Annotated in this window: 23 protein-coding genes and 1 pseudogene; 10 read left to right on the top strand and 14 right to left on the bottom strand. The window is 70.0% G+C overall.

The window, feature by feature from the left end; all coding sequences use genetic code 11:
- Window positions 1–9 precede the first annotated feature (9 nt).
- Window positions 10–1728 carry a hypothetical protein gene (locus tag QE374_RS00995; protein ID WP_309731408.1) on the bottom strand — a complete coding sequence of 573 codons (1719 nt, stop codon included), beginning with the start codon at window positions 1726–1728 and terminating at the stop codon, window positions 10–12.
- A 144-nt stretch (window positions 1729–1872) separates the two neighbouring features.
- Between QE374_RS00995 and QE374_RS00990 the strand changes: the two genes are divergently transcribed.
- Entirely contained in the window at window positions 1873–2529 is a 657-nt protein-coding gene (locus QE374_RS00990) for a dihydrofolate reductase family protein (protein WP_309731406.1), read from the top strand.
- Window positions 2530–2665: 136 nt separating this feature from the next.
- Here the strand turns inward: QE374_RS00990 and QE374_RS00985 are convergent, their stop codons facing one another.
- Window positions 2666–6289: a family 43 glycosylhydrolase gene (locus QE374_RS00985; RefSeq protein WP_309736560.1), complete on the bottom strand. Its 3624-nt coding sequence runs from the start codon at window positions 6287–6289 to the stop codon at window positions 2666–2668.
- A 252-nt stretch (window positions 6290–6541) separates the two neighbouring features.
- On the opposite strand from QE374_RS00985, the gene QE374_RS00980 reads away from it, so the two are divergent.
- The gene (locus QE374_RS00980; protein ID WP_309731404.1) at window positions 6542–6982 is read left to right on the top strand and encodes a GNAT family N-acetyltransferase; all 441 of its coding nucleotides are present in this window, start codon (window positions 6542–6544) and stop codon (window positions 6980–6982) included.
- A gap of 17 nt (window positions 6983–6999) precedes the next feature.
- Here the strand turns inward: QE374_RS00980 and QE374_RS00975 are convergent, their stop codons facing one another.
- The 11 genes and pseudogenes from QE374_RS00975 to QE374_RS00925 form a co-directional block, all read right to left on the bottom strand.
- Window positions 7000–7560, bottom strand: a complete 561-nt coding sequence (locus QE374_RS00975; protein ID WP_309736558.1) for an NYN domain-containing protein — start codon at window positions 7558–7560, stop codon at window positions 7000–7002.
- Window positions 7561–7625: 65 nt separating this feature from the next.
- Window positions 7626–8675 carry a zinc-dependent alcohol dehydrogenase family protein gene (locus QE374_RS00970; protein ID WP_309731402.1) on the bottom strand — a complete coding sequence of 350 codons (1050 nt, stop codon included), beginning with the start codon at window positions 8673–8675 and terminating at the stop codon, window positions 7626–7628.
- Between the two features lie 9 nt (window positions 8676–8684).
- Window positions 8685–9290: a YdeI/OmpD-associated family protein gene (locus QE374_RS00965; RefSeq protein WP_309731399.1), complete on the bottom strand. Its 606-nt coding sequence runs from the start codon at window positions 9288–9290 to the stop codon at window positions 8685–8687.
- Between the two features lie 42 nt (window positions 9291–9332).
- Window positions 9333–9890: a ribonuclease H gene (locus QE374_RS00960; protein WP_309731397.1), complete on the bottom strand. Its 558-nt coding sequence runs from the start codon at window positions 9888–9890 to the stop codon at window positions 9333–9335.
- 25 nt (window positions 9891–9915) lie between these two features.
- Window positions 9916–10821 carry a rhodanese-related sulfurtransferase gene (locus tag QE374_RS00955; RefSeq protein ID WP_309731395.1) on the bottom strand — a complete coding sequence of 302 codons (906 nt, stop codon included), beginning with the start codon at window positions 10819–10821 and terminating at the stop codon, window positions 9916–9918.
- A gap of 17 nt (window positions 10822–10838) precedes the next feature.
- Entirely contained in the window at window positions 10839–11057 is a 219-nt protein-coding gene (locus QE374_RS00950; RefSeq protein WP_309731393.1) for an SCO4848 family membrane protein, read from the bottom strand.
- Between the two features lie 19 nt (window positions 11058–11076).
- Window positions 11077–12570, bottom strand: a complete 1494-nt coding sequence (locus QE374_RS00945; RefSeq protein ID WP_309731390.1) for an amidohydrolase family protein — start codon at window positions 12568–12570, stop codon at window positions 11077–11079.
- A pseudogene (locus tag QE374_RS00940) lies at window positions 12567–13203 on the bottom strand (FMN-binding negative transcriptional regulator). The gene QE374_RS00945 and the pseudogene QE374_RS00940 overlap by 4 nt, the downstream one beginning before the upstream one ends.
- A gap of 7 nt (window positions 13204–13210) precedes the next feature.
- On the bottom strand, window positions 13211–14206 hold the full coding sequence (locus QE374_RS00935; protein WP_309731388.1) for a DNA-formamidopyrimidine glycosylase family protein: 996 nt from the start codon (window positions 14204–14206) through the stop codon (window positions 13211–13213).
- Window positions 14206–14751, bottom strand: coding sequence for a ribose-5-phosphate isomerase (locus tag QE374_RS00930; RefSeq protein ID WP_309731386.1), 546 nt, complete (start codon window positions 14749–14751; stop codon window positions 14206–14208). Before QE374_RS00930 ends, QE374_RS00935 begins: the two co-directional genes overlap by 1 nt.
- Before the next feature lie 37 nt (window positions 14752–14788).
- A complete protein-coding gene (locus QE374_RS00925; protein ID WP_396653304.1) occupies window positions 14789–15982 on the bottom strand; it encodes a ferrochelatase in 1194 nt (397 codons plus the stop codon).
- 140 nt (window positions 15983–16122) lie between these two features.
- Here QE374_RS00925 and pepN point away from each other — a divergent pair, with 140 nt between their 5' ends.
- The 8 genes from pepN (at window position 16123) to QE374_RS00885 (ending at window position 25796) form a co-directional block, all read left to right on the top strand.
- Entirely contained in the window at window positions 16123–18663 is a 2541-nt protein-coding gene (gene pepN, locus QE374_RS00920) for an aminopeptidase N (RefSeq protein ID WP_309736554.1), read from the top strand.
- Between the two features lie 139 nt (window positions 18664–18802).
- Entirely contained in the window at window positions 18803–19714 is a 912-nt protein-coding gene (locus QE374_RS00915; protein ID WP_309731385.1) for an ABC transporter ATP-binding protein, read from the top strand.
- A complete protein-coding gene (locus QE374_RS00910; RefSeq protein WP_309731383.1) occupies window positions 19711–20553 on the top strand; it encodes an ABC transporter permease in 843 nt (280 codons plus the stop codon). Before QE374_RS00915 ends, QE374_RS00910 begins: the two co-directional genes overlap by 4 nt.
- Before the next feature lie 10 nt (window positions 20554–20563).
- Entirely contained in the window at window positions 20564–21811 is a 1248-nt protein-coding gene (locus tag QE374_RS00905) for a histidine kinase (RefSeq protein WP_309731381.1), read from the top strand.
- Window positions 21808–22497, top strand: a complete 690-nt coding sequence (locus tag QE374_RS00900) for a response regulator transcription factor (protein ID WP_309731379.1) — start codon at window positions 21808–21810, stop codon at window positions 22495–22497. Before QE374_RS00905 ends, QE374_RS00900 begins: the two co-directional genes overlap by 4 nt.
- A 10-nt stretch (window positions 22498–22507) precedes the next feature.
- Window positions 22508–23677 (top strand): mechanosensitive ion channel family protein, encoded by a 1170-nt coding sequence (locus QE374_RS00895; RefSeq protein ID WP_396653303.1) that lies wholly within the window; start codon window positions 22508–22510, stop codon window positions 23675–23677.
- Window positions 23674–24132 (top strand): globin, encoded by a 459-nt coding sequence (locus QE374_RS00890; RefSeq protein WP_309731378.1) that lies wholly within the window; start codon window positions 23674–23676, stop codon window positions 24130–24132. Before QE374_RS00895 ends, QE374_RS00890 begins: the two co-directional genes overlap by 4 nt.
- A 2-nt stretch (window positions 24133–24134) precedes the next feature.
- On the top strand, window positions 24135–25796 hold the full coding sequence (locus tag QE374_RS00885; protein ID WP_309731376.1) for an FAD-binding dehydrogenase: 1662 nt from the start codon (window positions 24135–24137) through the stop codon (window positions 25794–25796).
- A gap of 4 nt (window positions 25797–25800) precedes the next feature.
- Here QE374_RS00885 and QE374_RS00880 read toward each other — a convergent pair whose 3' ends face one another.
- Window positions 25801–26466: a hypothetical protein gene (locus QE374_RS00880; RefSeq protein WP_309731374.1), complete on the bottom strand. Its 666-nt coding sequence runs from the start codon at window positions 26464–26466 to the stop codon at window positions 25801–25803.
- Window positions 26467–26478 lie beyond the last annotated feature (12 nt).

Here is a 26478-nt window from a genome sequence, read left to right as displayed (position 1 = left end):
GCGGCGCAGTCACCCTGTGGCGGGAAGCACCGAGTCCAGGACGACGTCCTCGCCTTGCTGGCTGATCGCGATCCCCATCGCTCTCGTCCCCAGCCCGGCTGAACGTCCGGCGGATGCGGCGAGAGTGCCGCGCGACGACACGCGGACACGCACGCCGCCGTCGGCCATCCCGAAGATCGCGACGGCGGCGACACGCGCGGCGGAATGCTTGACGGCGTTCACGAGGGCTTCATTGACCGCGTCGACCGCACGGGCGGCCGTCACCGGATCGGTCAGAGCGAGAGCTGCGATCGCGTCGAGCTCGAGAGTGGTCGTGACGACACCGCTCCAGGCGGACAGGAGACTCTCGACGGATCCGGCGAGGCCCGACGCGGGCGCGCTCTTCGGGTCCGACACGCGGTCGAGGATGGCGTCGAAGGCGTTGTCCGTCTGCGTGCGGAACACCGCGATGTCCTCCGCCGAGGGTGACCCGTCGTCCGCCTGAGCCGCCAGGATCACGCATCTGCCCTGCACACGGCCATGGAGCAGGCTCGACGCTCGGGCGAGTCGCGGGCTCGCCTGAGCCTGCCTCGCCGCGACCCGCTGTGCGACCCGCGCCAGCACACGGGCCGAGCGGTACTCGGCGGAGCGCACGCGCCGCATCGCATCCACGCACAGCGACAGCACCGTCGCTGCGGCGGGGATGGCCACCACACCGACCACGCTCAGCATCCTGACCTCGGGAAAGAGCGCGAGGGTCAGAAGCGCGACGCCGATCCCGGCCAGCAGCCATGTCCCGATGAACACGGCGGGCCGCACGGTGCCGGGGGTCGATCCGCGCAGCCGCGGGAGACGGGTCACCGCTCCCGCGGCGATGTCGAGCAGGCACACCCCGAGGTACCCGATGCCGACGGCGGCAGGCGGTCCGGCGGTGAGCGCGAACGGCAGCGAGGCGACGTTGTAGACGAGCGCGACGACGAGCCAGGGAGTCGGAATCAGCACCACCGGTGCCGGACCGGCCGGTGCAGAGTACCTGTGCTCGGCGGGTGCGTCCGGGTGAGCTCCCTCGTCCTCCGCCAGTGCGGCCAACCGGTGGCTCGTCTCGCGCACCTGCTCCGCGTAGGTCCGCACGGCGTCGAAGTCCACGCCACCCGCCAGCACCGCGTCCCGGCCCGAGCGCAGCTCGCTGACCGCCTCGGCCAGGACCGCATCCGCCCGCGTCACCTGTTCCTGGGCGCGTGCCAGGCGATCGCCCATCAGCACCAGGGCAGCAGACAGACGCTGTGCGACGAGACGGCGACGCGCGAACTGGGTCGTCGCGACGCCCACGACACCGAAGACGACCAGCGTCGTGACGACGTTGGTGAGCGTCCGTGGACCCCACGCCCCTGTCGTGGGGGTGCCCCACAGCAGCACGCTGACGGCGTTGTTGACGGGCGCGCGCACGAGTGCCGCAACGAGCAATGCGGCCAGGACCACGACCGCCCGCGCCCGAGGCGCCTTCAGCCGACGCTCGGCGACAGCGGCGGGCAGCACGATGAGCGAGAGCACGATCCAGCCGAGAGCACCGACCAGCACGGCGGCGGCGTACCCCTGCAGTGTCGCATCGGCGATGGTCGGGACACTGACCGTGCTGGCGACGATGAAGGACAGAAGGGCGCTCCACCGCGTCAGGAACGCCCCGCCGGAGACCGCGTCGGCGCACGTCAGGAAGGCGCGGCGGATCGCCTCGCGCACCCGACGCACCATGCTGCACCCCCTTTGGCGTACGCGCGCCGCCGGAATCATCGTGCCCCGCATCCGCTCCCCCGGCAAGCACGCCACTGTCTCCGGCGCGTGAGCCCGTCGCCGCGCGGATGTTGACACGCGCCCCGCGCGGCCGGATCCTCGAGTGTGACCCGCGTGCGCCTCGACCTCAACATCTCCCTGGACGGATTCGCCACCACGACCGACCAGACCCCGGAGAACCCCTTCGGCGACGACTGGGGACGCCTCACCGCCGCCTACGTCGCGACGCGGACGTTCCGTCGCCGGGTGCTGCATGACGAGAGCGGAGCGGGGACCACCGGTGTCGACGACGCGTACGCCGCACGCTACTTCGAAGGGATCGGCGCCGAGATCATGGGCGCGGGGATGTTCGGCCTCCACCTGCACGGCGACGACCCGCAGTGGCGCGGATGGTGGGGGGACGAACCTCCTTTCGAGGTCCCCGTCTTCGTCCTCACGCATCGCGAGCGCCCGACGATCGAGATGGCGAACGGTACCGTCTTCCACTTCGTCCAGGACACGCCGGCAGCCGTCCTCGCTCGGGCGATCTACGCCGCGGGCGGAGCGGACGTGCGGATCGGCGGGGGTGCCCGCACGGCACGGGAGTTCCTGGGCGCAGGACTCGTCGATGACCTGCACGTCGGCATCTCGCCCCTCATCCTCGGTGACGGCATCCGGCTCTGGGACGACCTTCGCGGCTGGGAGGCGGACTACGAGGCTTCCAGCGAGTCAGCGCCGGGCGGTGTCTCGCATCTGACCTTCCGCCGCAATCCGCACGACTGAGCCCGGCGGACGATCCTCGCCCGATGCGGCCTGAGAGCGACCCCGACACGGGACGTGCTGGGGACGCCGCCCTTCCGGACGACGTCCCCTGCCTCGCGCCGGGAGGCCTCGTTCTCGACCCTGGGTCGGTCGGCCGCTACGCCGACGGGGTCGAGCGTCCGGTCCGTCGACGGCGCCACACCAGGACCGCGCCGAGCGCGAGCAGGACTGCGGCGCCGAGCACGACCACCGCGACTCCGGCCGCATCTCGTCCGGTGACTGCGAGAGAACCGTCCGCTGCCGTCACGGTGACGGGCGTCCATCCGATGACGGAGCCGTCGGCGCCGGCGACAGCCGCGCGATGCGCTCCCAGACTCATCGTTGCGGGCACGCTGACGGTGACGGTCTTCGCCGCACCGACCGTGGCCTTCCCGAGGTAGGTCGGCGTCGAGAACATCCACACATGAACCTCGGTCCCCGGCTGGACGTTCCCGAGCGTCAACGTCAGCCAGCCGCCCCGCCGCACCGTCGCCGGCCCGGTGACCTCGCCCTGTCGCTGTGCCGTCAGGTCGTCGGCGGAGGGCGCCACGACGCCCGTCGGGGCGGTGGGTTGTGTCGTCCCGGCCGGCGACGGACCGGGTGACGGCCCCGCAACGGCCGGCACAGTGGTCGTCTGCACGGCCTCGATGTTCCCGACGACGTCCACCGCCCGGTAGCCGATGACGCTCGCATCGTCGCCGACGGTGACCACACCGTCCAGACGCGACCACGCCCCGGTGTCGCCGATCCGATACTCGATCCGGTCGACCCCGGCATGCGCGTCGACCGCAGTCAGGTGCACGGTGCGCGCCACGGCGTCCACTGTCGCCGTCGTGACAGGAGCGTCGACGTCGATGGAGAAGGATGCGGTGCCGCCCGACTCCGCGACGGGCTCACCCGCCACGCTCGCCAGATAGTCGACGGTGTGCGATCCGGAGTCGGCGACCACGATCTCGTCGTCGTACTCCGACCAGGCCCCGCCGTCGATCCGATACCGGATGTCGGCCTTCGCCCGCTCGTTCAGTGCCAGCGCGACCGACACCGCGGCGGGATACCACCCTGAGACCTGAGCAGCATCGGAACTCACCGTGGCCGAGACGACCGGGGTCGCCGCCGGCAGCTCCTCGAGATCGGCGATCGCGCGATTCAGGGCCTGAGCCGGCGCGTCGACCTCGTTCTGCGTCGTGGCGCCGGCGACGGACGTCGCCCAGGCCAGCGCCGCCTCCACCCTCGCCCACGACGCACCCGTGTAGTCGCGCCGGTCCAGACCGGATGCCTCCCGCACAAGCCAGTCGAGATCGCCCGTGTCCACGGCGGTCCCATCTGCGCTCAACACATCGGAGAGGTAGAAGTAGTCGAAGTCGGCGTGCCCGCCGGTCGTCTGCTTCGCGTAGCTGAACAGACCGAACCGCTGACCCTTGAAGTGCTTCGACTCCCACGAGGCGCGCTTCGGCTGGGCTCCTCCGAGCGCGTTCCAGGTGACGCCGTCCCAGCTGTAGAGGAACCGGACCGTGTTGCGGTCCGCACCGGACTTCCGCATGTTCAGGTCTGCCTTCAACAGCACCGTGGTCGTGCCCTCCGGCACGGCCACGCTGGCGACGAAGTCCTCCGCCGTCGCGATCGACTCCTGGTCCGTGTAGTCGCGAACCGGACGGTTGACGACACCGAGCGTGAACCGTCCATCGTCCTTGGCCACGCCGATGTAGCTCACCTGCCGGTTGTAGACGGCGAGACCCGAGACGTCGCCGTCGTTGAGCGCACCGAAATCCAGCCGGGTCTGTGCGGACGAGGCCGGAGCGAACGTGCGCTGCGAGAGGGTGTTGCGCGCCTCCTCGAAGTACGTCAGTTGGTACTGCTTGTTCGCCGTGCCGGTCACGACGCGGCCGTTCGTGAGACGCAGCCAGCCGTCTCGATCGGTCAGCGACCAGTACCTGTTGTCCGAGTTGTGCCCCCATTGCCAGGGCAGCGCCAGGTGGGAGCCGTTGTCGGCGCCTTCCTCGGCCGTGTAGTAGTCCGGGACCGCCCGTGCTCCGACCATCGACACGTCGTCGACGAAGAAGATGTCGGGCACGATGGCGGAGTCGACGGTCACGATCGAGACCTTCGCGTTGGCGATGTCCAGCTCCGCGGGAATGGTGAACTCACCGGAGACCTGCACGAAGGTCGTCGCGGCCGAGGCTGAGCCCTTCGGCACACTGGTCTGCGCCATCACGTAGGAGTGGCCGTTCGTGTCACTGAGAGTGAGTGCGAAGTTCGCCGGATCCACACCGGCGTCGCGATAGTGCACCCACGCGGAGACCGCGTACGTGGCCCCGCGCTGGAGAGTGGTCACCGTCTGCGCTGCGCCCGCACCATCGGTTGTGCGACCGTTGACCTTCAGCGACATGGACCCCTGGTGGCGCGTGGAGTAGCCGAGCCCGAGCGTCGTTCCGCCCAGGGACTGCCACGCCGTCGTACCGCCCTCGATCGTGCCGTTGGCGATGTGCTCGCCTCGGGATTCGGGCACCACGACCTCGGGCTCGGGCACATTGGGGTTGTGGAAGTCGCGGGGCTCGGCGTCGTTGTCGAACCGGTCGGAGGTCACGACGCTCGCCGACTCGGCCTTGCGCCTGTCGGGCGCGCTCAGCGCGACCGGCATCGGCTGAGCGCCCGGCAGCGGTACCTGGGAGCTTCCGTAGACGCCGGTTCCGAACACGGGCCAGGCGTCCTTGTCAGCGGCGTCCCACGCGACGGGCACGAGAACGGGGACACGGCCCGTCGGATAGTCGTCGCCGAACAGCAAGGCCCACTGCGGTGTCGACGAGTCGCCTGTGCCGATGAAGCCGCCCTGCGCGACGAGATTGGACCCCACCGCGACGCGGACTTCGTAGGGGTCGGATGCGGCGGCGCCGAGCAGGCTCTTGGAACGCAGCACGATGGCCTGGCGGCCGTACTTTCCCCAGGCAATGCCCAGGACGTAGTAATACCCGTTGATGTACTCGACCTGGTTCCCCTCCCAGCCGCCGCCCATCACGTCCGATGTGCTCAGGCCGGTGTTGTTGATCGCGCTGGTCGTGGTGGCCGCCACGCGATCGCTGATCACGCTGTGCAAGTCGGGGCTCATCTGAGCGATCTGCATCGAAGAGCTGCCGTAGACGATGTAGGGGGTGTCGCCGTCGAAGAAGATGTTCGGGTCGTGGAAGCTGCGGTTGTAGCTGTGCTTCTCCCACTGTCCCTTCTCGATGTCGGTGGTCGTGAAGAGATACGCGTGCCCGTTGTTGTTGCTGTTCATCAGCGCGTAGAACGTGCCGTCGTGGTAGCGCAGGGTGCTGGCCCACTGCCCCTGCCCGTACGCGCTGTAGCCGTTGCGCAACGCGTTGGTGTCGGTGACCTCCATGACGTCGTAGACGTAGTTGACGATCTCCCAGTTGACAAGGTCGTAAGAACGCAGGATCGGGGCGCCGGGGGTGAGCTCCATGGTCGTGGAGATCATGTAGTAGGTGTCCCTGTCCGCACCGGCCGTACCCGCCGGCACGCGGATCGTCGCGACGTCGGGGACGTCCGATCCGATGATGGCGTTCGTGAACGTGTCCGCGGCGGTCTGGGTAGAGGTGAAGCTCTTCCCCTGGCCCGACCAGGGGTCGTCATCCGCTGCTCGCGCAGCCGCCGTGCTCACAACCGCACCGGAGACGGTGGTCGCGACGGCGGCCGTCAGAGCTGCCGCTCGGGTCAGGAGGCGCCCTGCGCGCTTCCTCGGGTTCATGATCGTCACTGATGTCTCCCCTTCCGCGCACCATCGCGCCGCATCGTGCCGCCCTCCCGGCGCCACGAACAGCCGCCGCACTCGGGCCTCGCCCCTGCAGGACGCGGGGCCGAACGATCTTCGTCCGGTGGGCGACGCCTGCATGTTAGCGAGAACAATCACTGACGGGCAACACTTTCTCTGACACCTGTCGCCCAGCGGAAACGACACTGCCCGACGACCGCGTCGAGGCGGCGGCTCTAGGCTGATCGGATGCTGGAGATCCGCACCGTCCGCGCCGAAGACCACGCCGCCTGGCTCGAGCTCTGGCAGGGATACCTGGAGTTCTACGAGACGGAACTCACCGACGATGTCACGCAGTACACCTTCGACCGCATCGTCGATCCCGCATCCGGGGTTGACGGCGCGATCGCCTGGCGGGAGGGGCGCGCAATCGGGCTCGTGCACTGGCTGACACACCAGGCCACGTGGTCCAGGGGCGATTACTGCTACCTCGAGGACCTGTTCGTCTCCTCTGACGCACGCGGCACCGGCGCGGGCCGATCACTCATCGGCCACGTCCGGGAGTGGGCGAAGGATGCGGGCTGCACCAAGGTGTACTGGCTGACCGCGGAGACGAACACCCGCGGGCGGGCACTGTACGACCAGGTCGCGACGCGCAGCGGCTTCATCCACTACCAGCTGTCCCTCTGAGCCGGCGGCGGCAGCGCTCAGCGCAGGAACTGCGTGGGGTCGAACTCGTCGATCGGGATCACACGGATGCGCGGCAGGGGCGCATCGAACGCCTGCGCGTCGTACTCGATGTCGAAGAAGGTGATCCCGCCGAGTGCGGCATAACCGGTGTTTCGGAACTCGTTGAACGCAAGCACGCCGACCCGCCGGTCGCCGTCGGCGAGGGGTGCGAGATCCTCCACGAAGTCGCCGTCGTGGCTGACGAGCACGACGTCGTCGTCGCGCTCGCGCAGCGCGCGCAGAGTGCGCTGGATGGCGATGTCGACGACCTTCGCCTCCGCCGGCCCCGACAGCGGGACCGGCTCGAAGCCGAGCGCCGTCAACGCTTGGACGAAGGTCATCGGAAGGTTCGTGGAGGCGTTCAGGAAGAAGAGCCCGCGCGCGTGCCCTCCCCAGGTGCGCTCGACGAATGCCAGCAGGCGATCCCAGCGCGGACGCTCGTCCGGCTGCGGGCGGCGGCCGAGGATCGAGCCGCCCAGTGTCGCGTCGATGTTCTCCCCGTCGACGAGAAGCCAGGTCGTCGCTTGTGACTGCGCCATCGTGTCGTCTCCTGTCGCCACCGACTCGCTCACTCCCTCGCCCGCCGGGCGTACCACGCGCCGGCTCACGGACGCAGCAGGACCTTCGTCGCGCGGCGCTCGTCCATCGCCGCGTACGCCTGGGCGGCCTCGCGCAGCGGAAGCTCGAGATCGAACACGAGGCCGGGCCGGATCGCTCCGGATCGTACATCCGGGAGCAGTTCCTCGATGTAGCCGCGCACCGGTGCCACACCGCCGTTGACGCCGACGTTCGAGCCGAACATGGTGCGCACGGGCAGCTCGGGACCACCGTTCGGGACTCCCACGTAGCCGACCATCCCGCCCGGGCGCGTCGAGCGCAGCGCCTGGTCCATGGATTCCTTCGTGCCGACGCACTCGAGGACGCGGTCGGCGCCGATGCCGTCGGTCAGCTCGCGGACCTTCTCGATGCCTTCCTCGCCGCGCTCGGCGACGATGTGCGTCGCACCGAACTCACGCGCCAGCGCCTGCCGCTCGGGGTGACGAGACATCGCGATGATCGTCGTCGCGCCCAGTCGCTTCGCGGCGATGATCGCGCACAGGCCGACGGCGCCGTCGCCGACGACCGCAACGCTGTCGCCGGGGCCCACTCCCGCGGAGACCGCGGCGTGGTGCCCCGTGCCCATGACGTCGCTCAGCGTCAACAGACCGGGGATCTCCTCGGCCTCGACCGGGCCGGGAACGACGGCGAGGGTGCCGTCGGCGAGGGGGACGCGGACGAACTCGCCCTGGCCGCCATCGGCGAAGCCGTCCTCGCGCACGTCGCTGCCCCACCACCCGCCGTTCAGGCAGGAGGTGCTGACGCCGTTGCGGCAGTTCACGCAGGTGCCGTCGCACACGTAGAACGGCGCGATGACGAAGTCGCCGACGCGGACGTCCTCGACGGCATCGCCGACCTCCTCCACGACACCGACGAACTCGTGGCCGATGCGGTGTGGACGCTCCGTCGACGTCACCCCGCGGTAGGGCCACAGATCCGAGCCGCACACGCACGCGGCGACGACGCGGACGATCGCGTCGCGCCCCGTGGACAACTGCGGACGCGGGACCTCTTCGACGCGGATGTCTCGGGCGGCGTGGATGACGGTTGCGAGCATGATCCGAGCCTACGTGAGCCGCGGGCCGCGCGGCTCTCCCAGAGGGTGCGGAGTCTTCCCTTCGGCCAGCATCGCGACGAGCCGCGCGATGCGCCCCGCTCGCGCCGACGGCGTGGCCGTGGCCACCCGGTGCAGGACCGCGTACCGGTTCGTCGCGTCGAGGCGTTCGAAGAGCGCCGCAGCGGCAGGCTCGGCAGCGAGCGCGGCCAGGAGGTCATCGGGCACCTCGATCGTGGCCGACCCGGCGTAGGCGCGTTGCCACCGCCCGTCCTCTTTGGCGCGGTCGATCTCCGCTTGTCCGCGCGGCCGCATCCGCCCCGCGTCGATGAGACCGGCGACCAGCATCAGATTGCGCTGCGACCACAGCGACGCGCGACGTCTCGGCGTGTAGCGCTGCAGAAACGTCGCCGCATCACGTCCGCGCTTCTGGCCATCGATCCAGCCGCTGCACAGCGCCTCGTCGAGCGCTCCGTCGTAGGTCAGGGTGGTGGGCTCGGTGGTGCCCTTCTTGGCAAGCACGAGCCACACACCCTCATCGTCGTGCTCGTGCTCGTCCAGCCACGCGCGCCACGCAGCGACATCGGCGACGATCAGCGGGTTGTCGGGGGTGTGCACGCCCCCATCCTGTCGCGCGTGGGCCGGATGCGCGAGAGGAGCTCAGCGGGCGCGGTCGCCCGCGCTGCGCGGCGGATCCACGCTGACATCCAGCGGCTCCAGGCCGCGAAGCGACGTCCACACGAGCTCCTCGCCTTTCGCCGCGTGCTGAGACGCGCGGACCGCGCGTTCGTCCGCCCAGCTGTTGAGCCGGTGCCCGCGGTGTCCGCGGACGTGTTCGAGTACGACGTCGGGAAGTCCCGCCGCACGCCGCGCGTCGCGCACCTCGAGGAGCTGTTCGAGGATGTCGCGGTTGGCGGTGGGCTTCTTGGCCGAGGTCACCCAGCCGCGACGAGCATGACCGTCCATCCACTTCGTGTAAGTGTCGATCGCGTACATCGAGTCCGCCTGCACGATGAGCTCGGGCACCTGGAAGTGATCGCGGATGGCGTAGAGCAGGCCGAGCAGCTCGCCGATGTTGTTCGTGCCGCTCGGGAGGGAGCCTGCGGCCCACTGGCCGTCTTCACCCACCCACGCCCAGCCCGCGGGCCCCGGGTTCCCCTTGCAGGCCCCGTCGGTCGCGACGGTGTAACGGGAGGGCGCGGCGTCAGTGGAGGACATCCCTCCATCTTCTCAGGGGTTCTGTTCAGCCCGCCACGAGCTCCGGATGATGGCTGCACGCCGTGCTGCCCTCGCATGCTTCGCAGCGCACCACGCGATCGGGACACCCGATCACCGCGCAGTCGATCATCCGAGAGGTGGGTGCGCCGCAGCCGGTGCAACGGCCGATGTGCTCGGCGTCGGCACCGAACGTCATCGCCTGCCTTCCGTCGAAGACGTAGAGGGAGCCTTCCCAGAGCCCGGTGTTGCCGAAGGTCTCGCCGTATCGGACGATGCCGCCGTCGAGCTGGTACACCTCCTGGAAACCGCGCGCTGTCATCAGGCTCGAGAGCACCTCGCAACGGATGCCGCCTGTGCAGTACGTGACGATCGGCTTCTCCTTCAGGTGGTCGTACCGTCCGGAGTCGAGTTCCGCGATGAACTCGCGGGTTGCGGAGACGTCGGGAACCACAGCACCGCGGAAACGCCCGATCTCGGCCTCGAAGCCGTTGCGGCCGTCGAAGAAGACCACGTCCTCGCCCCGTTCCTCGACGAGCTTGTGCACGGCGCCGGGTGACAGGTGGGTTCCGGTGCCGACCACGCCGTCCGTGTCGACGCGCAGTTCGTCGGGAGCTCCGAAGGTGACGATCTCGTCGCGCACCTTCACCGACAGCTTCGGGAAGTCCAGGCTCCGGCCCTCGCCGTCGAGCCCCGTACCCTCCGACCACTTGAGATCGAGACCGCGGAAGGGCTCGTACTGTCGCGTCTTGCGCGCGTAGGCCTTGACCGCGCCGAGCTCGCCGCCGACCGTACCGTTGATGCCGTGTCGCGAGATGAGGATGCGGCCGCGCAGCCCGAGCAGTTCGCACAGGTCGCGCTGCCACAGGCGCACGGCCTCAGGGTCGGCGATCGGGGTGAACCGGTAGTACAGCAGGATCTTCGAGATGGCCACCGAGACAGCGTAGGCGCTCAGCCCGCCACGAGCGCCCAGACCGCCGAACCCGCCGACACGATGGCCAGGACGAGCGCCGTGCCGATCAGCACGGCGTGGACGATGAGGAATCGCGTGGGGCGACCCGCGGCATCGCGCGCCCGCGCGTCCTTCGCCACGCGGCCGTAGAAGCGCGGCCAGACCACGACGTTGTAGATCGCGTTGACGAGCAGGAGGGCGGCGAGCAGGACGATCATGTCCCGAGCGTAATCGCGCTCAGAGGGCGTGCGTGACGCGTCCGTCCACGATCGTGCCCACGACCTCGATCTCGCGCAGGACGGCCGGCTCCACCGTGCGCGGGTCTGCAGCGAGCAGCGCGAGGTCCGCGCGGTGACCGACGGAGATCGTGTCGGGATCCGCGGAGCCGCGGTGGGTGGATGCGGCGAGGGCGACGTCCACGGAGACGGCCTCATCGGGTGCCCAGGGTTCGCGCCCGCCACGCGTGCGAGACGCAGCGGCCGCGATCGCGCGCCACGGATCGAGCGGGGAGACCGGGGCGTCCGATCCGAAGCGGAGCTCGACGCCTGCGGCCCACAAGGAGCGCAGCGGATACGGGCGCGCTGTCTGCGTCGCCCAGATGCTGTCGGTCAGGTCGCGGTCGTCGAGCGCGTGCTCCGGCTGCACGCTCGCCGCCACGCCGAGTCGCGCCATCCGCGGGATGTCGGCGGCGGCCACGAGCTGCGCGTGTTCGATCGTTCCGTGTGCACCGGTCGCCGCGTACGCGTCGAGGGCATGACGCAGCGCGTCGTCGCCGATGGCGTGGATCGCGCAGTCGAAGCCGGCCGCCGTCGCCCGCGTCATGACATCGCGCAGCTCGTCCGGTGCGATGGTGAGCAGTCCGTGCGGATGCGGCCCGTCGGCGTAGGCGACCGAGCAGGCGGCCGTGCGCGTGCCGAGCGACCCGTCGGTGATCGCCTTGAGAGGGCCGACGGTGATGAGGCCGTCGTCGTCGCCGCGCAGCGTGTCACCGCTGCGCAGGCCGGCGACGATGGCGCGCTCCAGCAGATCGGGGTAGACGCCGAACTCCACGCGCAGCCGATCGAAGCCTGCCGAACGTCGTCGCTGCCACGAGGACTCGTTCCACACCATGTCGAGGTCCACGACGCCGACGACGCCGCGGGCCGACGCGGCGTCGGCCATCGCCGCCACCGCCGCATCGGAGATCGCTTCAGGGAGCTCGTTGAGACGCCGCGACATCTCGAAAGCCGGACCCTCCCGCAGGACTCCCCCATCGGCCGAGACGCCTTCGCGGGCGAGTGCTGCGGAGTTGAGCCACACACTGTGCACGTCGGCGTTGATGAGATAGCTCGGGACGTCCCCCGTCGCCGCGTCGAGGACCTCGAGTGAGGGCGCGTCGGGCCACAGGGCGTCACGGAAGCCCGTGCCGACGCGCCGGCCGTCCACGCCGGGGGCGGCCCGCCCCATCCTGGCCGCCGCATCCACCGCTGAGACGGCGTCCCCGAGAGGCTCACGCAACGCAGCCAAGGCCCACTGCGTCACGTGCACGTGATGGTCCCAGAGGCCGGGGATGACGAAGGCGCCGTCGGCGTGATGCACGGCGCCGGTCAACCGGAGCGCTCCGGCGGGCGCGATGTCGGCGATGCGCCCGTCGTGGAGGACGATGTCATACACCTCCGCGCCCGGCAGGAGTTCGGCACCCGGTCCCGCGATCCGCACGTCCGCGACGGCGTCGATGCGTGGCCGGCTCATGCCTCGCGCCGCGCGCGCCGGGCGCGGGCCATCTCGTCCGCCAGCGCCAGGTTCGAGTGGGGCCCGTCGGCGCGCAGCATATCGACGATGTGGTCGACCACCTCCGCCGGCCGGTTCTGACTCAGCTTCCGTTTGGCCACGACCGAGCTCGGGGTGAGGCGGAATCCGACCGTGCCGCGCTCGAGACGATGCACGAAGTCCGCGTCGTTCGGCCGTTCCCACATCCGACGCGGCGCCGGCATCGGCGACTCGAACCGCTCGACGAGTCGGTCGAGCACCCGCAGGTTCTCGTCGGTGTCTGAGCAGTTCGGGGATGCCGCTCAGGTGCGCCGCCACGAAGTTCCAGGTGGGCACCGCCGGCACGTCGCCGTACCAGCCCGGCGACACGTAGCCGTGAGGGCCCTGCACCACGACGAGCAGCTCACGCTCCCCCAGCGCATGGATCGCGTCGTCGGGCTTGCCGACGTGTGCCACGATGCTCAGATCGTCCCTGGAGTCATCGAGGAGCACCGCGTAGTGCGACGCGACGAGACCGTCGGGCCCCGCGCTGACGAGCGTCGCCCAGGGGTTGTGCTCGATGAGCCGCCGGATCTCCCCGACGTCGGTCATCGCGAAGCTCGGATTCTGTCTCACCGCATCCTCACTTCTGGCACACCGGGCACCAGTACAGCTTTCGCGCGCCCATCTCCTCCAGCACGATCGACGTGCCGCTGATGCGACAGGGCAGACCCGCGCGGTGGTAGACCCAGTGACGGTCGTCTCGATGCGCCATCGCCCGGCGCCACTCATCGGGGGTGAGGTCGTCCATCGTCATCATCTGGCCGGTCTCGACCCCGATGCGCAGCAGCCTCACCCAGTCGCGCCACAGTCCGCGCACGACCTCCTCGGGCACGTCGCGCCCCGGCGTGTGGGGATCGAGGCGGGCACGGAACAGGAGCTCGGCGCGGTACACGTTGCCGATCCCGCTCACGACGCTCTGGTCCATGAGCAGAAGCCCGATCGGCGTGGGCTTGCGCCGGACGACGCGTGTGAAGCGCTCTTCACCCTCGGCCGCGTCGTCCACCAGGGGATCCGGCCCGAGCTTCGCGATGACCGCCTGCACCTGATCGGGAGCGAGCACCTCGCACGCGGTGGGGCCGCGCAGGTCGGCGCACGTGGCCTCGGTCAGCAGCCGCAATCGCACCTGGCCCACGACCGGGGGCGGCCAGGTCGCGTCGGTGTCGTCCAGTCCCGACGTCTGCTCCGACATCCGTACGTGTCCACGCGCCTTGCGCGGTGCACCGATCGAGCTCAGCGAGTTCTCGCCGGCGGAGTCGTCGATGCGCTCCGTGTCGGCCCCGCGCTGATTCGTCTGCCCCATGCGTCCGTTGGCGGAGGCGATCGTCGGATCGACGAGGATCTCGCCCGCGAAATCCCAGGCGCCGTACATCCCGAGGTGCACGCGCAGCCAGAGATCACCCTCGAACTCGAGGAACATCTGCTTGCCGACAGCCCGCACCGACAGCGCCTCGCGGCCGTCCAGCAGCGCCGCACCCTCGGCGAATCGCCCCTGCGGGCTCGACGCCTGGACCCGGTGTCCGACGACGTTGCGATCGAACTGCCGGGCGATCCGGTGGACAGAGTGTCCTTCGGGCATCAGCCCGCTTCCGGGTCGAAGCTGCTGGACGCGTCCTCGAGCACATCGGGGCGCGCGATACCCGCACGCGGGTCGGGAAGAAGCGAGCCGTCGCGCTCGAAGTCGGCGATCTGCGCGATGCGGCGCACGTGCCGCTCCTCGTTCGAGAACGGCGTGGCGATGAAGCGGTCGATGAAGGTGGTCGCCTCCTCGAACGTGTGCTGGCGCGCGCCGATCGCGATCACGTTCGCGTCGTTGTGCTCGCGGGCGAGTTCGGCCGTCGCGATGTTCCACACCAGTGCGGCTCGGATCCCCGCGACCTTGTTCGCCGCGATCTGCTCACCGTTGCCGGAGCCGCCGAACACGATGCCGAGCGTGTCGATGCCTGCCGCTTGATCACGCACGACCGCCTGGGCGGCGCGGATGCAGAATGCCGGATAGTCGTCGACCGGGTCGTATTCCAGGGGCCCGTGGTCGACGACGTCGTGACCGGCTTCGGCGAGGTGGTGCTGCAGGCGCGTCGAGAACTCGAGGCCGGCGTGATCCGTGGCGATGTGGATGCGCATGATGCTCATCCTAGGGATGCGCCCACCCGCCCCGCACTCACGGGGCGATGCCGGCAGCTGCGGGTTTGAAGCCCGCCCTGATGTTCTCGCAGCAACCCGGCCGGCAGACGTCGAACCACGGACCCAGCGAGGTGCGGTGCGGACGCTGATCGGCCGGTGTACCGGCGAGCCGCTCCTGGATGAGGTCGACGAGCCCCGACACGTACGCGGGATCGATGCCCGGCGTCGGCGTCCGGACGGCACGGATGCCGACCTCCTCCGCCGTCTCCATGGCCTCCGTGTCGAGATCCCAGAGGACCTCCATGTGGTCGCTCACGAAGCCGAGGGGCACGATGGCCACGGCGGTGACCCCTGCGGCGGCGAGCTCGGTGATCTCGTCGTTGATGTCGGGCTCGAGCCAGGGCTGGGATGCGGGGCCCGAGCGCGACTGGTAGACGAGCTTCCACCCGATCTCCGGCGCCGACTGCGCCATGACGACCTCCGCGACCGCGAGGTGCTGAGCCTCGTAGGCGCCGCCGGGGCCGAAGTCGCGGTCCCGCGGGCCGGAGCGCTGCGCATCCGCGGTGGGGATGGAGTGCGTCGAGAACAGCACGCGGATCTGCTCGGCGGGCACGCCCTCGGCCAGGAAGCCCGAGACGGCCTCGCGCACGCCCTCGACGAACGTCGACACGAATCCCGGGTGGTCGAAGAACTGACGCACCTTGTCGATCGTCACCCGCCCGCCCAGGTTCGTCGCATCCAGGACGCGGGCGAAGTCCTCGCGGTACTGGCGGCAGCTCGAGAAGGAGCTGTACGCGCTCGTCGCGACCGCCAGCAGGGTGGTGTGACCCGCATCCGCCGCCTCCTGCACGGCCTCCTCCAGGTACGGGCCCCAGTTACGGTTGCCCCAGTAGACCGGCAGCGCGAGCCCGCGGCGAGCGATCTCCGCCTCGAGCGCGGCCTTCAGCGCGCGGTTCTGCGCGTTGATGGGGCTGACCCCGCCGAAGTGGCGATAGTGGTGCGCCACTTCTTCCAGACGCTCGTCGGGGATGCCGCGCCCACGCGTCACGTTGCGCAGGAACGGGATGACGTCGTCCTGTCCCTCGGGCCCCCCGAACCCGGCGAGCAGGACCGCGTCGTAGGCGGTGGGCTGCTCGACCCACGGCGGACCGCTCGCGGCATGCGCCGATGCGAAGGGCACCGGGGTGCCGGGCGTCTCGGTCTGGAGCGGGGTCTGTTCAGGGGAAGTCACCCGAACATCCTCGCACCGCGGACGGATCGGGCCGGAGCGATACCGCCGATGCGCAGCAAAACCGTAGGCTGGAGGTCTCGCCCGCGTCGCCAGCAGCGATGCCGCGCCTTTCACACCCTCACCCCATGGGAGCAAACGCAGTGCCTGGAGAGAACCTCACCCGGATCGAGGCGCAGGAGCGCCGCGCGGTCGTCGACACCGAGTCGTACGAGATCGCGCTGGATCTGACCACGGGAGCGGAGCTGTTCCGCTCGACCAGCACCATCCGATTCGCCGCCACCGAGGGCGCTTCGACCTTCGTCGACCTCATCGCCGAGCGCGTGCACCGGATCACCCTCAACGGCGTCGACATTGACACCGCTGCCTTCGCAGACTCCCGCATCCAGCTCGAGAATCTGGCCGCACAGAACGTGCTGACCGTCGACGCAGACGCGCGGTACACCAACAGCGGCGAGGGCCTGCATCGCTTCGTCGACCCGGTCGACGGCGAGGTGTACCTCTACTCGCAGTTCGAGGTGCCCGACTCGCGGCGCGTGTTCGCCGTGTTCGAGCAGCCCGATCTGAAGGCGACGTTCCAGTTCACGATCACCGCTCCCGCTTCGTGGCAGGTCGTCTCCAACTCCCCCACCCCGGCGCCTGCGCCCGCGGGTGACGGCGTCGCGACGTGGACGTTCGAGCCCACGCCCCGTATCTCGTCGTACATCACCGCGCTCATCGCGGGCCCCTACGAGGTCACGCGCTCCGAGCTGACCAGCTCGTCCGGCCGCGTCATCCCCCTGGGCGTCTTCGCACGCAAGAGCCTCTGGCAGTACCTCGACGCCGACTACGTGTTCGAGAAGACCCGGCAGGGCTTCGCGTACTTCGAGGAGAAGTTCGGCGTCGCCTATCCGTTCGCGAAGTACGACCAGCTCTTCGTCCCCGAGTTCAACGCGGGCGCCATGGAGAACGCGGGCGCGGTCACCTTCACGGAGACCTACGTCTTCCGCAGCAAGGTGACGGATGCCGTCAAGGAGCGTCGTGTCGTCACGATCCTCCACGAGCTGGCCCACATGTGGTTCGGCGACCTCGTCACCATGAAGTGGTGGAACGACCTCTGGCTGAACGAGTCGTTCGCCGAGTGGGCATCGACCATCGCCACCGCGGAGGCCACCGAGTGGACCGAGGCATGGACGACGTTCAACGCGATGGAGAAGTCCTGGGCCTATCGCCAGGACCAGCTGCCCTCGACGCACCCCGTCGTCGCGGAGATCAACGACCTGGAGGACGTCCAGGTCAACTTCGACGGCATCACCTACGCCAAGGGCGGCTCCGTCCTGAAGCAGCTCGCCGCGTGGGTCGGCGTCGAGGCGTTCTTCGCCGGCGTGTCCGCCTACTTCCAGAAGCACGCGTGGAGCAACACCGAGCTGCCCGATCTGCTGACGGAGCTCGAGGCCACCAGCGGCCGGGACCTGTCCGGTTGGTCCAAGAAGTGGCTGGAGACGGCCGGGGTCAACACGCTCACTCCCGCCGTGGACGAGTCCGCGGACGGCACGATCAGCAAGTTCTCCATCATCCAGACGGCTCCGGCGGACTACCCCACGATCCGTCCGCACCGTCTCGGCATCGGCTTCTACGACCTACAGGGCGACGCGCTCGTGCGCGTGCACCACATCGAGCTGGATGTCGACGGCGACCGCACCGACGTCGCGGAGCTCGTCGGCCACCGCCGCCCCGACCTCATCCTGCTCAACGACGACGACCTGGCGTACGCCAAGATCCGACTCGATGACCGGTCCTTGGCCACCGCCGTCGCCCACCTCTCGAAGATCAGCGACCCGCTCGCCCGCTCCCTCGTGTGGGGCGCGGCCTGGGATCAGACTCGAGATGCGGAGGCGTCCGCCTCCGAGTACGTGCAGCTCGTCCTCGGCAACATCGCCAGCGAGACCGAGTCCACGACCGTGCGCACGACGCTCGCGCAGCTGCAGCTGACCGCGAACTCCTACGTCGACCCCGCCAAGCGCGATGCCACGCGTAACGCCGTCGCCGACGGCCTCTGGGCCCTCGCGCAGGGCGCCGCCGCGGGAAGCGACAGCCAGCTCCAGTTCGTGACCGCCTTCGCCTCGGCCGCGGCGACCCCCGAACACTTCGCACGCGTGCAGAGGCTCCGCGACGGCGAGCTCGTCCTCGACGGTCTCGAGATCGACGCCGACCTGTCGTGGGCGCTGCTCGTCTCGCTCGCAGCGGGCGGACTGGTCACCACGGCCGACATCGACTCCGCCCTCGCGGCCGACAACACGGCCAAGGGCGGAGAGTTCGCCGCCCAGGCGAAGGCGGCGCTGCCCACGGCAGAGGCCAAGCAGACCGCCTGGGACGCGCTGGTCGGTTCGGACGACCTTCCCAACACCGTCGTGCGCTCGGCCGCCGCGGGCTTCACCCACCCGGCCGGTCGCGAACTGCTGGCGCCGTTCGTGTCCACCTACTTCGACATGCTGCTGCCGGTCTGGGAATCGCGCAGCTACCAGATCGCGAACTACCTCATCGTGGGCCTGTACCCGGCGCCTCTCGCCGATGTCGCGCTGCGCGATGCGACGCGCACCTGGCTCGTCGAGAACCGCGAAGCACCGGCAGCACTGCGCCGTCTGGTCGCCGAGAACCTCGCCGGCGTCGAGCGCGCGCTGTCCGTCCAGGAAGCGGACGCCTGATCGGCTGATCTCAGAACGCCCCGTCGGCCCCGCGCCGACGGGGCGTTCTGCCGTCTCCGCCCATGGGACGAGGCGCATCGGCCGAGATCGGTACCACAGGGGGACGCGGCGGCGAGACGCCCCCTCGTAGCGTGGAGCCATGATCGTCGCAGAGAACCTCACCAAGCAGTTCGGGGACAAGCACGCCGTCTCCGATGTCAGCTTCACCGTCCAACCCGGCAAGGTCACCGGCTTCCTCGGTCCCAACGGCGCCGGCAAGTCCACCACCATGCGCATGATCGTGGGACTCGACCGACCGACGCACGGCACCGTGACCGTCGACGGCGAGGACTACCGCAAGATGCGCTCGCCCCTCACCCGCGTCGGCGTGCTCCTCGACGCCAAGGCCGTGCACACCGGCCGCTCGGCACGCAACCATCTGCGCGCGCTCGCGGCGACGCACGGAATCCCGACCACCCGCGTGGACGAGGTCATCGCCCTGACGGGCCTCGAGTCGGTCGCCAAGAAGCGCGCCGGCGGGTTCTCACTCGGTATGGGCCAGCGCCTCGGCATCGCGGCGGCGTTGCTGGGCGACCCGCAGACGCTGATCCTCGACGAGCCGGTCAACGGCCTCGACCCCGAGGGCGTGCGCTGGGTCCGACAGTTCGTGCGCCACTACGCGAGCGAAGGACGCACCGTTCTGCTCTCCAGCCACCTCATGAGCGAGATGGCGATCACCGCCGACCACATCATCGTGCTGGGCAAGGGTCGCGTCCTCGCGGACGCACCCGTGTCGAAACTGGTATCGGAATGGACGAGCACCCGCATCCGCCTGCGCAGCCCGCGTCTCGCGGAACTCATCCCCCTCATCTCCGGCGCGGGCATCGAGATCACCCAGACCGAGCCCGGAACCGCCGACGTCGTCGGCGCGCTGCCCGAAACCGTCGGCGACGCTGCAGCGGCCGCCGGCATCCCCCTTCACGAGCTGAGCCCGCAGAGCGGCTCGCTCGAAGACGCCTACCTCGCCCTCACCGGCGAATCCGTCGAGTACAAGAGCAAGGACATCGCATGAGCGCCACCACCACCCCCGCCCCCGCGCGTCGCGCCACCGCGACGGACGGTTCGTACCGACTCTCCTTCCCGCGTCTCGTTCGCAGCGAGACGCTCAAGCTCCTGACGCTGCGCTCCCCGTGGTGGTCAATCGCGATCGTCGCCGTGCTCTCGATCGGTTTCTCCCTCCTCATGGCATGGGCGATCACGAGTTTCGACGGCGGGCCCCAGGATGACGGCGGGTCCATGGCCACCATGGTGATCCTGGCCCCCACGACCTTCACGATGCTGCTCGCGGTGATCCTCGGCGCGATCCAGGTGACCGGGGAGTATTCGACCGGCATGATGCGCTCCACTCTCACGGCGGCGCCCGGACGGCTCGGTTCGCTGCTGGCGAAGACGGTCGTGGTCGCCGGATTCGTGTTCGTGTCCAGCGTCATCATCTTCGCCATCGCCGCTGCGGCGACCGCTCCGATCATGGCGCGCAAGGATCTCGGACTCGACTTCTCCAACCCTGAGGTCTCCCTGCTCCCGCTGCTCGCCGGTGCCCTCACCATGGCCGTCATCGCGATCATCGGGGTCGCGACGGGCTACATCCTCCGCAACGGACCCGGCGCGATCGCGCTCGGTGTGGGGCTCGTCTTCGTGTTGCCCATCGTTCCCGCCTTCTTCGCCGCACTGCCCGGCTGGGAGTGGATCCAGGACGCCGCACGTTTCCTGCCCTCGAACGCCGGTCAGGCGCTCATGGGAACGGGCGGCAGCAACCAGCTCGAGCCGTGGGCCGCGGGCCTCACGCTGGTCGCCTGGGTCGTCGTCGGCCTCATCGGCGCGAGCGCCGTCCTGAAGAGCCGCGACGCGTAGAGTCGAACGGATGAGCAAGCGCGGTCGGGCCGTCGCCGGGGCGGAGGCAACTCCCCCCGACGACGGCCTGCTGCTGCCGCGCCCGCCCGGCGCCATTCGCCGGTACTGGTCGCGGCATCCGCGTTTCGCCGACTCCCTCGTCGCCTTCTTCGCCTTCGTCCTCTCCGGCCCGGGCCTGGTCGCCGCCGCTCCCCTGGATCCCGCCTGGGCCCCCTTCGGGATGATCGTCTCGATCGCGGTCCCGGCGAGCACCGCGATCGCACTGCTCTGGCGGCGGCGCTTTCCGATCACCGTCTTCCTGGTCGCCGCACTCCCCTACCCGTTCGCCCCGTATCCGATGCTGCCCAGCGGGGTCGCCCTCGCGATCGCCGTCTACTCGCTGTCCGTGTACCGCTCCAGTCGCGCCGCCTGGGCCAGCGCCGGCATCCTCGGTGGCGCCCTCGTGGTCTCCGGCCTGGTGCGCGTCGTGCTCGGCGAGAGCTGGTCGATCGCGATCGGCACGACGGTCGCCACCATGGTCATGCTCCTGATCGGAGCACTCATCGGTGCGAACGTGGGCGGGCGCAAGCGCTACGTCGAAGCTCTCATCGAGCGCTCCCGCCAGCTGACGATAGAGCGGGATCAGCAGGCACAGCTCGCCACAGCAGCCGAACGCACACGCATCGCGCGTGAGATGCACGACATCGTGTCGCACTCGCTCACGGTCATCGTGGCGTTGTCGGAGGGCGCCGCCGCCACGAACGATTCCGAGCGCGCCCGCTCGGCGGCCCGCACCGCCGCGGACACGGCGCGCAGCGCCCTGACCGAGATGCGGGCGATGCTGGGGGTGTTGCGCACGGATGACACCGGCAGTGCGCCGCTCGCGCCCCTCTCCGCCCCCTCGCCGCGAGAGGTCGTCGCCACCGCACAGGGTGCCGGCTATCCGGTCGTGCTGCGCACGTCCGGTCGCACGAGCACGTATGCGCCGACCACGGAGCTCGCGATCGGGCGCGTGGTGCAGGAGGGGATGACGAATGCCATGCGGCACGCGCCGCGCGCCACGGAGGCCGTCGTCGAGATCCGCGAAGATCCGGATGCGGTGCGCATCAGGATCATGAACAACGGCGTCACCGCGGAGCGTGACGACGAGAACGCGGGTTTTGGGCTCCGCGGACTCACCGAACGTGTCGCACACGCCGGCGGCACCCTTCGCACCCGACGCGGCAACGGCACCTGGACCCTCGACGTCTGGCTGCCGACAGAGGAGACCACCCGATGAACGCCCCCGTCCGCATCCTGCTCGTCGACGACCAGGAGCTCATCCGCCTCGGCTTCCGGATGGTGCTGGACGCCGAGGACGACCTGCAGGTCGTCGGCGAAGCCGCCGACGGGGAGTCCGCCGTCGCGGCCGTCGGGGCGCTCCAGCCCCACGTCGTGCTCATGGACGTGCGGATGCCGGGCGTCGACGGCATCACCGCGACGGAGCGCATCGTCGCCGCTCACCCCGACGCTCGCGTGCTCGTGCTCACCACCTTCGATCTCGACGAGTACGCGTTCGCCGCCCTCCGCGCGGGCGCGAGCGGGTTCCTCCTGAAGGATGCGCAACGGCACGAACTCATCTCAGCGATCCATGCGGTGCACCGGGGCGACGCGACGCTCTCGCCGCGCGTCACGCGCCGGATGATCGAACTGCTGGGCACGCCGCCCGTGCGCTCCGCCGCACCCGACCCGACCGAGGCGCTGACCGAGAGGGAGCGCGAGGTGTTCCTCGCCATGGCGCAGGGTGCGACGAACGCCGAGATCGCTGCGGCCCTGTTCCTGGGCGAGTCCACCGTGAAGACGCACGTCGGCCGCATCCTCGCCAAGCTCGGCGCGCGAGACCGCGTGCAGGCGGTGGTGATCGCCCATCGGGCGGGGCTCGTCGACGGCGACGGCATCCAGCTCGGAGAGAGCGGCGATCGGTAGCATCGAGAAGGTGACCCACACCCTCGTCATCGATCCGAACGACCCGGACTTCTGGCCGCGCATCGGGTCGTTCTTCAGCACGGCCGGCTTCAAGGCGCTCGGCGTCCTGGCCATCATCATCGGCGCCATCGTCGTCTCCTGGATCCTCCGCGGGGTCATCCATCGGGTGGTGGAGCGCATCGTGTCGGGGGCGAAGAGCAAGGCCCAGGTCACCGACACCCAAGCGCTCGATCGCTCGCCGCTCGCCGCGGTGCGGCTGGTCCAGCGCACCCGCACCCTCGGTTCGATCCTGCAGAACATCGTCAACGTGACGATCGTGATCATCGGCATCATCCTGATCGTCAACACGATCGATCAGAACATCCTCGGCTCCTTCGCACTGCTGACCGCGGCGATCGGCGCGGGGCTCGGCTTCGGCGCGCAGAACATCGTCAAGGACGTGCTCAACGGCATCTTCATCGTCGCCGAGGACCAGGTCGGGATCGGCGATGTCGTCGACCTCGGACTCGCCACCGGTGTCGTGGAGTACGTGAGCGTGCGCGTCACGCATGTGCGCGACGTCAACGGGACGCTCTGGTACGTGCGCAACGGGGAGATCACCCGCATCGGCAACATGTCGCAGGGGTGGTCGCGGGTCATCATCGACCTCTCCGTCCCCGTCGACGCCGACCTGGATGCGGTCGAGAAGGCGATGCTCGACGCGGCCAAGCAACTCGCCAAGGATCCCAAGTGGCGCACCAGGATCATCGAACAGCCCGAGATCTGGGGGTTGGAGTCGATCTCCGGGGACGCGCTGGTGATCCGGCTCGTCATGAAGACCCGCTCGAACGCCAAGGACGACGTCGCGAGGGAGCTCCGCGTGCGCCTCAAGCGTGCGATGGACGCCATGGGCATCCAGCTGCCGCTGCTGAACTCGATCATGCTGAGCGGACTCGAGGCGGCGGGTCGCGTGCGCGGCGCTAACCCTCCCCGCACCAAGCCGATCCCCGTCACGGCCGACGAACGTCCGGTGTGGCGACCCAAGCGGACGGGGCGCGCCGCGCGCGCCGCCGCGGAACCGACGCCGCCGGATGAGGCGGGCGCACCCGCGGGAGACGGAGCACCCCCGACCGAGAACGCGCCGTCCGCCGCGCCGCGAAAGCCCCGGAAGCCCCGCACCCCGCCCGAGGAGTCCGCATGAGCGAGCAGCCCGTCAGCTTCTACGATCAGGTCGGCGGACACGCCTTCTTCACCAAGCTCGTGGATGCGTTCTACGAGGGCATCGCCGACGACGAGGTTCTGCGGCCCATGTACCCGGAGGCAGACCTCGGCCCCGCCAAGATCCGCATGCAGACCTTCCTCGAGCAGTACTGGGGCGGGCCCACCACCTACAGCGAGCAGCGGGGTCATCCGCGACTGCGCATGCGCCACGCGGCGTTCCATGTCGATCCGGATGCTCGCGACCGGTGGCTCTCGCACATGCGGCGCGCGGTCGATGCGTGCGAGCTGCCACCGATCCTCGAGGCGACCCTGTGGGACTACCTACAGCGCGCAGCCTATGCCATGGTGAACACGTTCGAGCCCGCAGGCATCGGACCTGCGGCGGGGGCACGCTCCCCCTTCCCGGTCGATCCTGCGGCGACCACGAAGGAGTGACCGTGACCGCATCCCACCGCACCGATGTTCTCGTCGTGGGATGGGGTCTGGCGGGACTCGTCGCGGCCTGCGAAGCCCTGCGCTCCGGGCGGACGGTGACGATCGTCGACCAGCAGCCGCGGGTCGACCTCGGCGGTCAGGCGTGGTGGTCGTTCGGCGGCCTGTTCCTGATCGACTCCCCCGAGCAGCGGCGCATGGGCATCAGAGACTCCCCGGAACTCGCCGAGCAGGACTGGTTCGCCACGGCCGCCTTCGACCGCGACGAGGACGAATGGCCCGCGCGATGGGCCCGGGCGTACCTCGACTTCGCGCACGGGGAGAAGCGCTCCTGGCTCCGCCAGCGCGCGGTGTCGTTCTTCCCCGTGGTGGGATGGGCGGAACGCGGCGGTTACACGGCGACCGGTCCCGGCAACTCCGTGCCCCGATTCCACATCACCTGGGGCACCGGTCCCGGCCTGGTCGCTCCCTTCGCCGCGGAGGTCGAGGAGGCCGAGGCAGCCGGACGCCTGCGCATCCTCAGCCGCCACCGCGTCACGGCGCTCGAGACGACCGATGGAGCCGTCACGGGCGCCCGCGGCGAGGTCCTCATCCCCGCCGCCACCGAACGTGGCAGACCGACTCCGCACGATGTCGTCGGTGACTTCTCGATCGAGGCCGGCGCGACCATCGTCACGACCGGTGGCATCGGCGGCAACCATGCGCTGGTCCGCGAGCGCTGGCCGGAGCGGCTGGGTACGCCACCGGCGACGATGGTCGCCGGTGTTCCGGCCTACGTCGACGGCGCGATGCTGTCGGTGGCGGAGCGGGCGGGCGCCACGCTCATCGGAAGCGACCGGATGTGGCACTACGTCGAGGGGCTGCAGAACTGGGATCCGATCTGGCCGCAGCACGGCATCCGCATCCTTCCGGGCCCCTCCTCCATCTGGCTGGATGCGACCGGCAAGCGGCTGCCGGTCCCGCTGTTCCCCGGCTTCGACACCCTCGGAACCCTGGCTCATCTGCGCGCCACCGGCCATGACCATTCGTGGTTCGTCCTGTCCGAGCGCATCGTCGAGAAGGAGTTCACGCTCTCCGGAAGCGAGCAGAACCCGGATCTGACCGGCAAGGACGTCTCACTGCTCGTGCGCTCGCGGCTCGGGAGGGGCGCATCGGGTCCGGTGCGGGCGTTCCTGGAGAACGGAGCCGATTTCGTGCGCGCCGACCGACTCGAGGACCTGCTCGCGGGCATGCGCGACCTGCCCGGCGGCGACGCTCTCGACCCCGAGCGGGCCCGGCGAGAGATCGAGGCCCGCGACCGCGAGATGGACAATCCGTTCACGAAGGATGCGCAGGTGGCCATGCTGCGCTCCGCGCGCGCCTTCCGTGGCGATCGGCTCGTGCGCACGGCCCGACCACACCGGATCCTCGACGGGAGTGGCGGCGGCCTGATCGCGGTCAAGCTCCACGTACTGACACGCAAGTCTCTCGGCGGCATCCTGACCGACCTCGATTCGAGGGCGCTCGATGCACGGGGTGAGGCGATCCCGGGACTCTACGCCGCGGGCGAGGCGGCGGGCTTCGGGGGCGGCGGCGTGCATGGCTATCGCGCTCTGGAGGGGACGTTCCTCGGCGGCTGTCTCTTCTCCGGCCGCGCCGCCGGACGGGCCGCCGCGCGCGCCGTCTGAGCCTTCAGGATCCCGTCGCGCGTACCGCAGTCATCCCCGAACGCATCGGTACACGCACGAGGATGTGACCCCGCGCGAGTGACAGGCGCGTCCACCCCGGGGCGGAGAACACGCGGCCGTGCTCCTCTCCGAGCACGAAGCCCATCGCCACGGCACCGAAGGCGACGGCGCGCAACTGGGAGCCCAGTGCCTCATCCGGCTCCGCCCACACCCGGAGCCTCGCCGAGCGCACGATCTCCTCGCCGGGGTCGTTCGGCAGCGCATCGGCGACGGCCGCCATCCCCCACTGCGCGCGCGCCGCCAGGAGGTCCGATGCGATCCGGCCCGACGGCTCCCATCCGCTGCGCGGCGGGGTGACGCCGGCCCAAGGCGGGCGGACCGACGTGTCGCCCAGCGCGATCGCCGTCTCCGACGCGGCCGCGAGCTGCGACGCGGGCACGGAGAGGTCGCACTCCAGCTCCGGATCCACGGGCAGCACGCGCATGGCCAGCACCGTGGGCGTCGCGTCGAGCAGACCGCGCGATGCCAGCACCGCGGTCGTCATGGTCAGCACGCCCGCGGCGGCGCGGAAGTGGACGGCCGCATCGCGGTCGAGCGCTCCGGCCCGTCCGGCGAACGTCAGAGCATCCGCCGCGGCCTCAGGGTCGGGGAACAGAAGACGAGCGGACACCCCACCTAAACT

The sequence above is a fragment of the Microbacterium sp. SORGH_AS_0428 genome (assembly GCF_031453615.1).
Lineage (GTDB): Bacteria > Actinomycetota > Actinomycetes > Actinomycetales > Microbacteriaceae > Microbacterium.
The sequence above is the reverse complement of the archived record's forward strand: the minus strand, read 5'-3'. Positions and strand labels throughout refer to the sequence as shown.

What these genes read in the sequence shown, in the direction of transcription:
- QE374_RS00995 (WP_309731408.1), bottom strand. Translation starts at nt 1,728, where the DNA reads ATGGTGCGTCGGGTGCGCGAGGCGATCCGCCGCGCCTTCCTGACGTGC.
- QE374_RS00985 (WP_309736560.1), bottom strand. Translation starts at nt 6,289, where the DNA reads ATGAACCCGAGGAAGCGCGCAGGGCGCCTCCTGACCCGAGCGGCAGCT.
- QE374_RS00980 (WP_309731404.1), top strand. Translation starts at nt 6,542, where the DNA reads ATGCTGGAGATCCGCACCGTCCGCGCCGAAGACCACGCCGCCTGGCTC.
- QE374_RS00975 (WP_309736558.1), bottom strand. Translation starts at nt 7,560, where the DNA reads ATGGCGCAGTCACAAGCGACGACCTGGCTTCTCGTCGACGGGGAGAAC.
- QE374_RS00970 (WP_309731402.1), bottom strand. Translation starts at nt 8,675, where the DNA reads ATGCTCGCAACCGTCATCCACGCCGCCCGAGACATCCGCGTCGAAGAG.
- QE374_RS00960 (WP_309731397.1), bottom strand. Translation starts at nt 9,890, where the DNA reads ATGTCCTCCACTGACGCCGCGCCCTCCCGTTACACCGTCGCGACCGAC.
- QE374_RS00950 (WP_309731393.1), bottom strand. Translation starts at nt 11,057, where the DNA reads ATGATCGTCCTGCTCGCCGCCCTCCTGCTCGTCAACGCGATCTACAAC.
- QE374_RS00945 (WP_309731390.1), bottom strand. Translation starts at nt 12,570, where the DNA reads ATGAGCCGGCCACGCATCGACGCCGTCGCGGACGTGCGGATCGCGGGA.
- QE374_RS00935 (WP_309731388.1), bottom strand. Translation starts at nt 14,206, where the DNA reads ATGCCCGAAGGACACTCTGTCCACCGGATCGCCCGGCAGTTCGATCGC.
- QE374_RS00930 (WP_309731386.1), bottom strand. Translation starts at nt 14,751, where the DNA reads ATGCGCATCCACATCGCCACGGATCACGCCGGCCTCGAGTTCTCGACG.
- QE374_RS00915 (WP_309731385.1), top strand. Translation starts at nt 18,803, where the DNA reads ATGATCGTCGCAGAGAACCTCACCAAGCAGTTCGGGGACAAGCACGCC.
- QE374_RS00910 (WP_309731383.1), top strand. Translation starts at nt 19,711, where the DNA reads ATGAGCGCCACCACCACCCCCGCCCCCGCGCGTCGCGCCACCGCGACG.
- QE374_RS00905 (WP_309731381.1), top strand. Translation starts at nt 20,564, where the DNA reads ATGAGCAAGCGCGGTCGGGCCGTCGCCGGGGCGGAGGCAACTCCCCCC.
- QE374_RS00900 (WP_309731379.1), top strand. Translation starts at nt 21,808, where the DNA reads ATGAACGCCCCCGTCCGCATCCTGCTCGTCGACGACCAGGAGCTCATC.
- QE374_RS00890 (WP_309731378.1), top strand. Translation starts at nt 23,674, where the DNA reads ATGAGCGAGCAGCCCGTCAGCTTCTACGATCAGGTCGGCGGACACGCC.